The following is a 12,429-nucleotide window of genomic DNA, read 5'->3' on the forward strand; positions in this document are numbered from 1 at the left end:
CGGGATGAGCAAATTCTGGGATTTTGCAATTGGCGCTCAAAGTTTCTATAACTAGAGCCTTCCCAGGCAGCAAACCGATTTTTATCGTTAAGCAGTATCAGAAGGAACACATCATGACCCTACACTGCGCATTTATTGGTTTCGGAAAAAGCACCACCCGCTATCACCTTCCTTACGTTCTCAACCGTAAAAACAGCTGGCACGTGGCGCACATCTATCGCCGCAGCGCGAAGCCAGAGGAACAGCATCCGCAGTATCAGCATATTCACTTCACAAGCTCCCTCGATGAAGTCCTGAACGATCCGCAGGTCAAGCTGGTGGTGGTATGTACGCATGCCGACAGCCACTTCGACTACGCGAAACGCGCGCTGGAAGCGGGCAAAAACGTATTGGTCGAGAAGCCGTTTACCCCGACGCTCGCTGAAGCGAAAGAGCTGTTCGCACTGGCGAAAGCGAAAGGGCTGACGGTCACTCCGTATCAGAACCGTCGCTTTGACTCCTGCTTCCTGACGGCAAAAAAAGTGATTGAGAGCGGCAAGCTTGGTGAACTGGTTGAAATCGAAAGCCATTTCGACATGTATCGCCCCGTCGCCGAAACGAAGCCCGGACTGCCGCAGGACGGCGCATTTTATGGCCTTGGCGTGCATACGATGGACCAGATCATCTCGCTGTTTGGCCGCCCGGACCACGTGGCGTACGACATTCGCAGCCTGCGTAATAAAGCCAACCCGGACGATACCTTTGAGGCACAGCTGTTCTATGGCGACCTGAAGGCCATCGTCAAAACCAGCCATCTGGTGAAAATCGACTACCCGAAATTTATCCTGCACGGCACCAAAGGCTCGTTCGTGAAATACGGCATCGATCAGCAGGAAACCAGCCTCAAAGCCAATATTATGCCGGGCGAACCGGGCTTTGGCGCCGACGACAGCATTGGACTGCTTGAGTACATGAATGCTGAAGGTGTGTCGGTGCGTGAAGAGGTTAAACCGGAGGTGGGCGACTATGGTCGCGTGTACGATGCGCTGTACGAGACGCTGAAAAACGGTGCGCCGAATTTCGTCAAGGAATCTGAAGCTCTGACCAATCTTGAGATCCTCGAACGGGGCTTTGAACAGGCCAGTCCGGCCACGATAACCCTCGCCAAATAACCGCTGAAGGCTCCTCTGCTCTTGTTCATAAATTTTGAACAGAGGAGTCAATTTCCACCCACTATCATCCCTGTGCATTCGAGTCCACACTGTATCCATCGAAACGAACAAGGACTCAGACATCATGATCTACTTACGCAAAGCAAACGAACGTGGCCATGCGAATCACGGCTGGCTGGACTCCTGGCACACTTTTTCTTTTGCTGATTATTACGACCCGAACTTCATGGGCTTCTCTGCGCTTCGCGTGATTAATGACGACGTGATTGATGCCGGGCAGGGTTTCGGCACCCATCCGCACAAAGACATGGAAATCCTGACTTACGTGCTGGAAGGCGCCGTTGAACACCAGGACAGCATGGGCAACAAAGAGCAGGTGCCTGCCGGTGAATTCCAGATAATGAGCGCCGGGACGGGGATCCGTCACTCGGAGTACAACCCGAGCAAAACGGAAAAACTGCACCTGTATCAAATCTGGATCATTCCTGAAGAAACCGGGATCACGCCACGCTACGAGCAGGGCCGCTTTGACGCCGATCGGGGCAAACAGCTGGTGCTGTCGCCGGATGCGCGCGACGGTTCGCTGAAGGTGTATCAGGATATGGAGCTGTACCGCTGGGCGCTGGCGAAAGACGAGCAGTCGGTGCACCAGATTGCCGCTGACCGCCGCGTGTGGATCCAGGTGGTGAAAGGTGAAGTCTCTATCAATGGCACCAAAGCCACCACCGCAGATGGCCTGGCTATCTGGGACGAGCAGGCGCTTTCGGTTCACGCCGACAGCGAAGCGGAAATTCTGCTGTTCGATCTGCCGCCGGTATGATCCTGATTAAATAAATCATCGAACCTTCCCGTATTCGCGGGAAGGTTCCGTCACGTCCATGATAAACTGGCGAAATGTCTCCCCCTTTATCACCCTCTGGACGATGAAAAAGAAAAGACCCGTACTTCAGGATGTGGCCGATCGCGTCGGCGTGACCAAAATGACGGTCAGCCGTTTTCTGCGTAACCCGGAACAGGTTTCCGTCGCGCTGCGTGGCAAGATTGCGATTGCCCTTGATGAACTGGGTTACATCCCCAATCGCGCCCCCGATATTCTCTCCAACTCCACCAGCCGTGCGATTGGCGTGCTTCTCCCGTCCTTAACCAACCAGGTGTTTGCCGAAGTGCTGAAAGGCATCGAAAGCGTAACCGATGCCTACGGCTATCAGGCGATGCTCGCTCACTACGGCTATAAGCCGGAGATGGAAGAAGAGCGTCTGGAATCGATGCTCTCGTGGAATATCGACGGCCTGATCCTGTCAGAACGCACCCACACGGCGCGGACCCGTAAGATGATTGAAGTTGCCGGTATTCCGGTGGTGGAGCTGATGGACAGTCAGTCGCCGTGCATTGATATCGCCGTCGGATTCGACAACTTTGAAGCCGCCCGCCAGATGACCGCCACCATTATTTCGCGCGGCCATCGTCATATCGCCTATCTCGGTGCGCGTCTGGATGAACGTACTATCATCAAACAGCAGGGCTACGAACAGGCGATGCGCGATGCGGGCTTAACGCCTTACAGCGTGATGGTTGAGCAATCCTCGTCCTACTCTTCTGGCATTGAGCTGATGCGCCAGGCGCGCCGTGAGTACCCGCAGCTCGACGGTATCTTCTGTACGAACGATGACCTTGCGGTAGGGGCTGCCTTCGAATGCCAGCGCCTGGGGCTGAGCATTCCTGGTGACATAGCGATTGCCGGTTTCCACGGTCACGATATTGGCCAGGTCATGGAGCCTCGTCTCGCCAGCGTCCTGACCCCGCGTGAGCGGATGGGCAGAATTGGCGCCGAGCGCCTGCTGGCCCGCATCCGGGGTGAAATGGTTACGCCTAAGATGTTAGATTTAGGTTTCACATTGTCACCGGGTGGATCTATTTAAACCTGCAAATTTGAAGTAGATCACACAACGCGGTTTATCGTCCGGATGGTTATTGCTTCCCCACTGGTCAGGCAGGACAATGTTACCGATAACAGTTACCCGTAACAAAATGAACTTGTGGGAGCAACGCTTTGAGCACGACTAACCATGATCACCATGTCTACGTTCTGATGGGCGTCTCTGGCAGCGGCAAATCCGCCGTCGCCAGCGAAGTGGCGTATCGACTGCATGCCGCGTTTCTTGACGGCGACTTCCTCCACCCGCGTCGTAATATCGTCAAAATGTCCTCCGGTGAACCGCTGAACGACGACGATCGTAAACCGTGGTTGCAGGCCCTGAACGATGCCGCTTTCGCGATGCAGCGCACCAACAAAGTGTCGCTGATCGTCTGTTCTGCCCTGAAGAAAAGCTATCGCGACATTCTGCGCGAGGGCAATCCAAACCTCTCCTTTATCTATATGAAGGGTGATTTCGACGTGATCGAAAGCCGCCTCAAAGCGCGTAAAGGGCACTTCTTTAAAACGCAGATGCTGGTCACTCAGTTCGAAACTCTGCAAGAGCCAGACGCAACCGAAGCGGATGTTCTGGTGGTCGATATTGACCAGCCGCTGGATGGCGTTGTCGCCAGCACCATTGAACTGATTAACAAAGGCAGTAAAGAGTGACGACATTAACGTTAGTGTTAACAGCAGTCGGCTCCGTTCTGCTCCTGCTGTTTTTAGTGATGAAGGCGCGTATGCACGCCTTCGTGGCTTTGATGGTGGTGTCGATTGGCGCAGGCCTTTTCTCCGGGATGCCGCTTGATAAAATCGCGGACACGATGCAAAAAGGAATGGGCGGCACGCTCGGCTTCCTGGCCATTGTTGTCGCCTTAGGGGCGATGTTCGGCAAAATTCTGCATGAGACGGGTGCCGTCGATCAGATTGCCGTGAAGATGCTGAAATCGTTTGGCCACAGCCGGGCGCATTACGCCATTGGCCTTGCGGGGCTGATTTGTGCGCTGCCGTTGTTCTTCGAAGTGGCGATTGTGCTGCTGATCAGCGTCGCGTTCTCGATGGCACGCCACACCGGAACCAACCTGGTTAAACTGGTGATTCCTCTGTTTGCGGGCGTCGCTGCCGCGGCGGCATTCCTGCTGCCAGGGCCTGCACCGATGCTGCTGGCTTCACAAATGCACGCCGATTTCGGCTGGATGATCCTGATTGGTCTCTGCGCAGCCATTCCGGGGATGATTATCGCCGGACCGCTGTGGGGTAACTTCATCAGTCGCTACGTTGAACTTCACATTCCTGACGATATCTCTGAGCCGCACCTGGGCGAAGGCAAAATGCCGAGCTTCGGCTTCAGCCTGGCGCTGATCCTGCTGCCGCTGGTGCTGGTTGGCCTGAAAACCATCGCTGCCCACTTTGTTGCTCAGGGGTCAACGGCCTATGAGTGGTTCGAGTTTATCGGCCACCCGTTCACCGCGATCCTGGTGGCGTGTCTGGTGGCAATTTACGGCCTGGCGATGCGTCAGGGTATGCCGAAAGACCGCGTTATGGAAATCTGTGGCGCTGCTCTGCAGCCTGCGGGGATTATTCTGCTGGTTATCGGTGCGGGCGGCGTGTTTAAACAGGTGCTGGTGGATTCCGGCGTTGGCCCGGCTCTCGGCGAAGCGCTGACCGGCATGGGTCTGCCGATTGCGATTACCTGCTTCGTGCTGGCTGCGGCGGTGCGCATTATTCAGGGCTCTGCAACGGTCGCCTGTCTGACTGCCGTTGGTCTGGTGATGCCGGTTATCGAACAGCTGCACTACAGCGGTGCACAGATGGCGGCACTCTCTATCTGTATCGCCGGTGGTTCGATCGTGGTGAGCCACGTGAATGACGCAGGCTTCTGGCTGTTCGGTAAATTTACCGGCGCCACCGAAGCGCAAACCCTGAAAACCTGGACGCTGATGGAAACCATTCTGGGGACCGTGGGCGCGATTGTCGGGATGATTGCGTTTTCACTTCTGAGCTGATTGCTGTCCGGCCCTCTCCGGTATGGAGAGGGCACAAACAAAAAGCCTTCCGCGCAATGGAAGGCTTTTTTGCTTATTGAGGCCCTGCAGCCACCAATGCCGCCCCTGCTGGCGTATCGGTGTACTTCTCGAAGTTTTCAACGAACAGCTTCGCCAGCGTTTCTGCTTTTTCCTGCCACTGTTCCGGCGAGCCGTAGGTGTTACGCGGATCCAGAATATGCGTATCCACGCCCGGCAGTTCGGTTGGGATTTGCAGGTCGAACATGGGCAGGGTGAAGGTTTCGGCGTTGTCCAGCGTACCGTCGAGGATGGCGTCGATAATAGCGCGCGTATCTTTAATGGAGATACGTTTGCCGGTGCCGTTCCAGCCGGTGTTCACCAGATAAGCCTGCGCGCCGGCATCCTGCATGCGCTTCACCAATACTTCGGCATACTGCGTTGGGTGCAGCGACAGGAAAGCTGCGCCGAAGCAGGCAGAGAAGGTTGGGGTTGGCTCAGTGACGCCGCGCTCGGTGCCTGCCAGCTTGGCGGTAAAGCCAGACAGGAAGTGATACTGCGTCTGGTTTGCCGTCAGGCGTGAAACAGGAGGCAGCACGCCAAACGCATCGGCAGTCAGGAAGATGACCTTCGTTGCATGGCCTGCTTTCGATACCGGCTTCACGATGTTGTCGATGTGGTAAATCGGGTAGGAAACGCGGGTGTTTTCGGTTTTGGACGCATCGTCAAAATCGATGGTGCCGTCGGCCAGCACGCCCACGTTTTCCAGCAGCGCATCGCGACGAATGGCGTGATAGATGTCTGGCTCCGCTTCTTCCGACAGGCGAATGGTCTTCGCGTAGCAGCCGCCTTCAAAGTTGAAGACGCCGTCGTCGTCCCAGCCGTGTTCGTCATCGCCAATCAGGCGACGTTTTGGATCGGTGGACAGCGTGGTTTTCCCCGTGCCGGAAAGGCCGAAGAACACCGCCACGTCGCCTTTCTCGCCGACGTTCGCCGAGCAGTGCATGGAGGCAATGCCCTTCAGCGGCAGCAGGTAGTTCATGATCGAGAACATGCCTTTTTTCATCTCGCCGCCGTACCAGGTCCCGCCAATCAGCTGGATGCGTTCGGTCAGGTTGAAAGCCACAAAGTTCTCGGAGTTGAGACCCTGTTCCTGCCAGTTCGGGTTGGTGCATTTCGCGCCGTTCATCACCACGAAGTCAGGCTTGAAGGTTGTGAGTTCTTCGTCGGTCGGGCGGATGAACATGTTTTTGACGAAGTGCGCCTGCCAGGCCACCTCGGTGATAAAGCGCACGCACAGACGGGTGTCCGCGTTAGCGCCGCAGTAAGCATCAATGATAAACAGACGCTTACCGGAAAGCTGTTGGGTGACGAGTCCTTTGAGCTGCTGCCAGGTTTCTGGAGAGAGCGGCTTATTGTCGTTCTTACCTTTGCCTTTATCAGCCCACCACACGGTATCGCGAGTGGTGTCATCACGGACGATGTATTTATCTTTCGGCGAGCGGCCGGTAAAAATACCGGTGTCGACGGCGATTGCACCGAGATTCGTCAGAACGCCGCGCTCGTACCCTTCCAGGCTGGGATTGAGCTCTTCCTCAAATAACGTGTCGTAGTCGGGGTTGTAAACGATATCCTGGACGTCGTTGATACCATAAGCCTTGAGATCCTGCGGGGTAATACCATTAACACGCATGTCACTGCTCCTTAGCCAATATGTACTGCCAAACATTGTAGGGTTTTTCGTGGGGTTTTGACCGCGACCAGGCTCATAGATTTGCGTATCCGGACTCTCGTCAAACTAACGGAAAACACGGTGACTCCTGTCACGAGGCGAGACAGATTATGGCAGGAAACGTTTTTGATTGGGGGGAAATGTTCTTAAACGGTTAATAAATGGTTTAATGAACTGATGGAATGTGAATGTAATCGCATTCCTGAAAGAAAGTGACGAAAGCGTTACAGTAAAAATCGATTCACTTCTCGAGGTAAACTGTAAAACGGCAACTCCGGTTGTCGTTTTTAGTGTTTGCACCCTCTCCCTGTGGGAGAGGGCCGGGGTGAGGGCATCAGGCCGCACAGAGCTGAAAGCAAAACGGCAACTCCGGTTGTCGTTTTTAGTGTTTGCACCCTCTCCCTGTGGGAGAGGGCCGGGGTGAGGGCATCAGGCCGCACAGAGCTGAAAGCAAAACGGCAACTCCGGTTGTCGTTTTTAGTGTTTGCACCCTCTCCCTGTTGGAGACGGCCGGGGTGAGAGCGCCAGACAGCGCCGATCCTGACCGGACCTATCAGTGCACCTGAGGATCCGCCGGAGAAGCGTTGTTACGGATCTCGGCGATATCCATGGCGTTAAACACGTAATGGCTACCGCAGTAGTCGCAGTGCATGTCGATTTCGCCGTCGTCCGCCAGAATGCTGTCCACTTCTTCGTCCGGCAGGGTTTTCAGCGCCCCGGCGCAGCGTTCACGTGAACAGGTGCATTTGAACTCGACCGCCTGAGGTTCATAGACCGTCACTTCTTCTTCGTGATAAAGACGCCACAGCACATCGTTTGCTGGCAGGCTGAACAGCTCTTCGCCTTTGATGGTGTCGGTCAGCGTGGCGAGATGCTCAAAGTCTTCGGCCTGCGCGTTCTGAGCAGGCATCACCTGCAGCAGGATCCCGCCTGCGGCCATTTTCCCTTCATGCTCGCCGGTACGAATGATAAGACGCGTCGGCAGCTGCTCTGAGCGCAGGAAGTAATCTTCCAGACAGGCGGCCAGCGTATCGCCTTCCAGGCCCACCACGCCCTGATAGCGCTCGCCTTCTTCCGGCGCAATGGTGATCACCAGATAGCCATTGCCGACCAGCGTTTTCAGATCGGCGTTTTCCGGGATATCGCCCTGAACGCGCGCCACACCGCGCAGCTGCTGATTGTTGTTGCCGTTGATAACCGCAAGCGACATTGGGCCGTCACCCTGAAGCTGCACGGTAATGTCGCCGGCAAACTTAAGCGTAGCGGTCAGCAGACTGGTGGCGACCAGCAGTTCGGCCAGCACGTTTTTCACCGGCTGCGGATAGTTGTGGTTAGCCAGCACCTGCTCCAACGTCTCAGAGACGGTGACCAGTTCGCCGCGAACGGCCACGTTTTCAAACAGATAGCGGTGCATTTGATCGTGTTGAATCATCTTTTTCTCTCTTAAGGGAACCGTTACTCACTGTCCCCATGTTTAAATCTCATCAGGTCACGCCGCTCTTTTTTATCAGGGCGGCGATCCGGGTGTGGCATGGTCAGCGCGTTCAGCTTGCGGGCAAGGGCCACTTTTTCCCTTTTTTCGATGCTCTCAGCCGTTTCTTCATACAGCAAAACGGCTTCCGTGGCCGGGCGGCGCTGTTCGGTGATGCCTTTGATAATCACCGTGCGCTCATCGTTACCCTGGCGTAGCGTCAGCGTGGCGTTCATCTCCACCACTTTGCTGGGTTTGCTGCGCTGTCCGTTGTAGTGCACCTTGCCGCCTTCCACCATTTCTCGTGCAACCGCACGGGTTTTGTAAAAGCGGGCCGCCCAGAGCCACTTATCCAGCCGGACGGCATCAGCGGGTTTCTCTTTCATGGCTTCTCCTTCACCGGATCCCGGGGATCAGGCGACGATAATCATTCAATGCCGGGTGGCGCTGGTACTGCTTTTCCGCGACGCCAGAATCTGGATTCGTAACGCCAAGGCAGTAACGAATCCCAAACAGCGCAGCGGCATCCAGGATCGGTTCGCTGTCATCAATAAACAGCGTCTTATGCGCATCAAGCGTGGTTTCTTCGGCAACGGCCTGCCACAGGCGCTGATCTTCTTTCGGATAACCAAATGTGTGGGTGGAAAGTAATAAATCAAGGTGCGAGGCCAGACCGGTGTGTTCCAGCTTCACCGCCAGGTTATGCGGATGCGCGTTGGTTAACAAAATACGGCGTTTGCCGCTGGCTTTGAGCGCATCCAGAAACGGCACGGTATCTTCGCGCAGCACGGCGCGGGGGCCTTGCTGGGTGGTCATGGCGCAAATATCCAGACCGAGCCGCTTGCTCCAGTAATCCAGACAGTACCAGTTTAGCGTATGCTGCACGGCGTGATATTCCTGACCGATACGCTCGCGAGCGTCCGCCAGGCTCAGGCCGTGCTGAGCGCCGTAGGTTTCCGGCACCAGCTGCTGCCAGAAATAGCTGTCGAAGGCGAGATCAAGAAGGGTGCCGTCCATATCCAGCAGAACGGTGTCTACTTCCTGCCAGGCGATATCAAAATGCATGCTGCGTCTCCAGCCAAAAGAATGCGCGTCAGGGTAGCACAGCGGGAGCCGGGCGACTTAGCGCTCTTCGGCATCCTGATGCAGCAGATCCTGAGACGTTAACAGGCTCGGGTTGAGGCTACTTTCGTAGTAGGCGTGGATTTCCGCCATGCGGATGCGATGGCGCTGATAGCGACGAATCGCCTGGATCCCGTTCCAGATAACGCACACCAGCATGGTCAACATGAGCAGCGTGGTGCTGATATAGCGCCAGAGTCCGGCGCTGTCCGGGATGCGGTGCAGATTGATATGTTTGGTGCCGTTGGCGTCGATGGTGAGGTTGGTGACGATGCCCTCAGCGGTAAACGGCGTGTGCATCAGCATGCCTGCCAGGCGCTGGAATTCACTCCACTGTTCGTGCGCCGGGAAATCATACAGGCTGACGGATGGCCACGGCTGCGTGACCAGATCGCTCCCTTCATCGCTGGCGATCAGGAAACCGCCCGGCGCCGGGCTGTTTAACGCCTGGGCGGCGCGAGCCGTTTCACGCATCACAAACGGTGCGGTAGATGTTGTCACCAGATTATCGAGTGATTCGGCACTCACCGGGCGCAGCAGCACGTTCACACCATCAAGTTTTCCGGAGCGGGCGCGCTTGGTCAGCGTTTCCCAGTCGCGGGTATTGCCGAGGTTGACCAGCGCCGTTTTCAGGCGTGAGCAGTCGTCTTCAGCAGAGCAGAGATCCTGCGTTTTCATCACGATATCGGCGAAATCATCCAGCAGAACCATCCCTGATTTTTGAATGGCTGAACGCAGCGCCGGACTGACGCGCGAGCTGTCGTCCGGGCTCGGGTGCAACTGACGGTTTACCGCCTGCATCAGCGCTGTGGCTTTCGTGACGATATCGGATTCCGGCAGCGGCAACGGTGGGGCGTCGTTCCAGATAATCTGCGAGCAGTCAAAGGGCGTGAACGGCGAACTATTCTGCGCGGTCCACGTGCCCTGCGAACGGATATTACACATGCCAGTGCCCGAAATGTGCAGCGTATCGCCGACACGCACGTTTGCCCGATCGAGCTGAGTCACCGTGGTGGCTTCGATAGTCTGCGCGCCCTGCAGCCAGGAAAGCGTAAATTTGAACGGCATGCTGAGCGGCACGCTAATCCACAGCATCGCGCCAATCAGCAGGGCGCCGATGGCAATAATGGCGCTGCGCAGCCAGTGCTGAAGCGGGAAATGTTTGACTTCGTTATGCAGCGATAAAAAGCGCCCCTGACGGACCACATGGCGATCGAGGTAGATATCAATGTCCGTTTGCTGGCCGAGATCCTGAGCGATAAACGGCTGCCAGTGGCGCGGATAAATCAGGTCGATAATGCCGAGCGAAATGTTGTTGATTTGCTCCTGGTCATTCTCGCCAAACAGCCCCCAGCGTTTCGGGGTTCCGCGCAGGCAGTGAATTTCCCGCAGCGAGGTTTTGGACGGCGGAGCAAACACGCCCCAAAGGCCAAACCCCAGCAGCAAAGTTGCGATACCGGTCACCCACGGGACAAAGACTTCGGGCGCCATTAATGCGCAGAAAAACAGGAAAAATGCGCCAACGATAAGCAGCGCTTCACGCAGACCGTCCGGGCGGCTTAATGCATATTCTTCGCGGCTTTCCTGACGAATGTTCAGCAGTTCGATCTGCTCGCTCTCTTCACCGCGAATAGACGCCTGCGTCGACGAGCGCTGCTCCAGGGCGTAGCCTTTCGCTTCCTGCCTGGCGTCACCCAGAGTGTGGCCGTTCAGGGAGATCACCAGCGGCAGAGAGTCCGTGTGGATCAGTTCGACTTCGTTTTCGTCATTAATGTACTGCTCCCAGAAGGGAGGCAGGTGAATTTCAACGGAATCCAGGAAGTAGCGCCACTTGTTCAGATCGTCGGTTGTGATGCCGTAGCGGGTAATCGACTGGGTGAAGCTATAGACGGTATTACTCTGGGCGTTTAGCGTGATGGCGCCAGGGGCGACAGAGGAGCCGGAAGCGGGCACTTCCAGAATGCGGGTCATGCCTTCCAGATAATGTTCAACGGCGGCACGTTCATCCTGGGTCAGTTTACGCGTGGTCGCACCGCTGAAGGCGTGCAGGAGGGGGAGTCGTCCATGCTGTCTGCGCTGTCGATAAAACCACCCTGCAAGCAATGCGCAGGCCAGCATAGCAGCGAAAAAAATCAAAAAGGTGCCCATGCTTTTCCCATCATACTTATTCTTACAGGTTTCGTCGGTTGCTCGTTAACCCAGAACGTGAGCCCGTAGTTAGCTATCGGCACGCATCATCAGGATCTTGAAAGATTTCTTACGTTCTGACGCAACTTTTGAGCATATCAGAGGTCAATGCAAGCGAATATCAGCAAATTCTCAAATCCATTGCAAGGTATTGACTTTTTATTCAAAAAAGTGGCTGATGCTGAAAGTTACGCAAATGTAAATACATGACGCCAGGAATTGCCTAAACTGTGCGGCATGTCGCACAATTACCCTGTTACCACAGCAAACACAGGTCATCATGGATAAACCATTAATAAAACCCATCATCCACAAAGTTGAAACGGTTGCCCGTTCGCGGCTGTTTAATGTGGAAAGTGTGGACCTGGAATTCAGCAATGGCGAGCGCCGCGTTTATGAAAGGATGCGTCCTTCCACGCGTGAGGCAGTGATGATTATCCCCATTGTTGACGATCATTTGATTCTGATCCGTGAATATGCCGTCGGCACCGAGTCCTATGAGCTCGGTTTTTCCAAAGGGCTCATCGATCCAGGCGAAAGCGTTTTCGAGGCCGCCAATCGCGAGCTGAAAGAAGAAGTGGGCTTTGGGGCCAATGACCTGACGTTCCTGAAGAAGCTCAGCATGGCCCCGTCATACTTTTCCAGCAGAATGAACATCGTGGTCGCAGAGAACCTTTATCCGGAATCTTTGCCTGGCGATGAGCCAGAACCGTTGCCTCAGGTACGCTGGCCGCTGGCGCAGCTGATGGATTTACTCGAAGAGCCTGATTTCCATGAAGCACGCAACGTCAGCGCGCTGTTTCTGGTGCGGGAATGGTTGAAAGAGCAGGGGCGTCTGTAGCCCTCTG

General features: G+C 55.6%; 11 protein-coding genes. 6 read left to right on the forward strand and 5 right to left on the reverse strand.

From position 1 onward, the window contains the following. Positions 1-113: 113 nt before the first annotated feature. The 5 genes from RTU33_RS15060 (at position 114) to gntU (ending at position 5,072) form a co-directional block, all read left to right on the forward strand. Positions 114-1,151, forward strand: a complete 1,038-nt coding sequence (locus RTU33_RS15060) for an oxidoreductase (RefSeq protein ID WP_312628413.1) — start codon at positions 114-116, stop codon at positions 1,149-1,151. Between the two features lie 124 nt (positions 1,152-1,275). Further along, a complete protein-coding gene (locus tag RTU33_RS15065; RefSeq protein ID WP_312628415.1) occupies positions 1,276-1,971 on the forward strand; it encodes a pirin family protein in 696 nt (231 codons plus the stop codon). A gap of 103 nt (positions 1,972-2,074) precedes the next feature. Further along, positions 2,075-3,070, forward strand: coding sequence for a gluconate operon transcriptional repressor GntR (gene gntR, locus RTU33_RS15070; protein WP_312628509.1), 996 nt, complete (start codon positions 2,075-2,077; stop codon positions 3,068-3,070). Between the two features lie 131 nt (positions 3,071-3,201). Beyond that, positions 3,202-3,735, forward strand: a complete 534-nt coding sequence (gntK, locus tag RTU33_RS15075; RefSeq protein WP_312628416.1) for a gluconokinase — start codon at positions 3,202-3,204, stop codon at positions 3,733-3,735. Then, the gene (gntU, locus tag RTU33_RS15080; protein WP_312628417.1) at positions 3,732-5,072 is read left to right on the forward strand and encodes a gluconate transporter; all 1,341 of its coding nucleotides are present in this window, start codon (positions 3,732-3,734) and stop codon (positions 5,070-5,072) included. Before gntK ends, gntU begins: the two co-directional genes overlap by 4 nt. Before the next feature lie 73 nt (positions 5,073-5,145). Here the strand turns inward: gntU and pckA are convergent, their stop codons facing one another. The 5 genes from pckA to RTU33_RS15105 all read right to left on the reverse strand — a co-directional run bounded on the left by pckA (position 5,146) and on the right by RTU33_RS15105 (position 11,542). Next, entirely contained in the window at positions 5,146-6,762 is a 1,617-nt protein-coding gene (pckA, locus tag RTU33_RS15085; RefSeq protein ID WP_312628418.1) for a phosphoenolpyruvate carboxykinase (ATP), read from the reverse strand. Positions 6,763-7,354: 592 nt separating this feature from the next. Then, on the reverse strand, positions 7,355-8,233 hold the full coding sequence (hslO, locus tag RTU33_RS15090) for an Hsp33 family molecular chaperone HslO (protein ID WP_312628420.1): 879 nt from the start codon (positions 8,231-8,233) through the stop codon (positions 7,355-7,357). 23 nt (positions 8,234-8,256) lie between these two features. Then, positions 8,257-8,658 carry a ribosome-associated heat shock protein Hsp15 gene (gene hslR, locus RTU33_RS15095; protein ID WP_312628422.1) on the reverse strand — a complete coding sequence of 134 codons (402 nt, stop codon included), beginning with the start codon at positions 8,656-8,658 and terminating at the stop codon, positions 8,257-8,259. A 10-nt stretch (positions 8,659-8,668) separates the two neighbouring features. Then, positions 8,669-9,337 (reverse strand): GMP/IMP nucleotidase, encoded by a 669-nt coding sequence (gene yrfG, locus RTU33_RS15100; protein WP_312628423.1) that lies wholly within the window; start codon positions 9,335-9,337, stop codon positions 8,669-8,671. Positions 9,338-9,394: 57 nt separating this feature from the next. Then, entirely contained in the window at positions 9,395-11,542 is a 2,148-nt protein-coding gene (locus RTU33_RS15105) for an intracellular growth attenuator family protein (protein ID WP_312628424.1), read from the reverse strand. Positions 11,543-11,861: 319 nt separating this feature from the next. Between RTU33_RS15105 and nudE the strand changes: the two genes are divergently transcribed. Beyond that, the gene (gene nudE, locus RTU33_RS15110; protein ID WP_312628425.1) at positions 11,862-12,422 is read left to right on the forward strand and encodes an ADP compounds hydrolase NudE; all 561 of its coding nucleotides are present in this window, start codon (positions 11,862-11,864) and stop codon (positions 12,420-12,422) included. Positions 12,423-12,429: the final 7 nt, after the last annotated feature.

It is taken from the genome of Scandinavium sp. (assembly GCF_032012665.1).
In the GTDB taxonomy this organism is placed as follows: domain Bacteria; phylum Pseudomonadota; class Gammaproteobacteria; order Enterobacterales; family Enterobacteriaceae; genus Scandinavium.

What these genes read in the sequence shown, in the direction of transcription:
- RTU33_RS15060 (WP_312628413.1), top strand. Translation starts at nt 114, where the DNA reads ATGACCCTACACTGCGCATTTATTGGTTTCGGAAAAAGCACCACCCGC.
- RTU33_RS15065 (WP_312628415.1), top strand. Translation starts at nt 1,276, where the DNA reads ATGATCTACTTACGCAAAGCAAACGAACGTGGCCATGCGAATCACGGC.
- gntR (WP_312628509.1), top strand. Translation starts at nt 2,075, where the DNA reads ATGAAAAAGAAAAGACCCGTACTTCAGGATGTGGCCGATCGCGTCGGC.
- pckA (WP_312628418.1), bottom strand. Translation starts at nt 6,762, where the DNA reads ATGCGTGTTAATGGTATTACCCCGCAGGATCTCAAGGCTTATGGTATC.
- hslO (WP_312628420.1), bottom strand. Translation starts at nt 8,233, where the DNA reads ATGATTCAACACGATCAAATGCACCGCTATCTGTTTGAAAACGTGGCC.
- hslR (WP_312628422.1), bottom strand. Translation starts at nt 8,658, where the DNA reads ATGAAAGAGAAACCCGCTGATGCCGTCCGGCTGGATAAGTGGCTCTGG.
- yrfG (WP_312628423.1), bottom strand. Translation starts at nt 9,337, where the DNA reads ATGCATTTTGATATCGCCTGGCAGGAAGTAGACACCGTTCTGCTGGAT.
- RTU33_RS15105 (WP_312628424.1), bottom strand. Translation starts at nt 11,542, where the DNA reads ATGGGCACCTTTTTGATTTTTTTCGCTGCTATGCTGGCCTGCGCATTG.
- nudE (WP_312628425.1), top strand. Translation starts at nt 11,862, where the DNA reads ATGGATAAACCATTAATAAAACCCATCATCCACAAAGTTGAAACGGTT.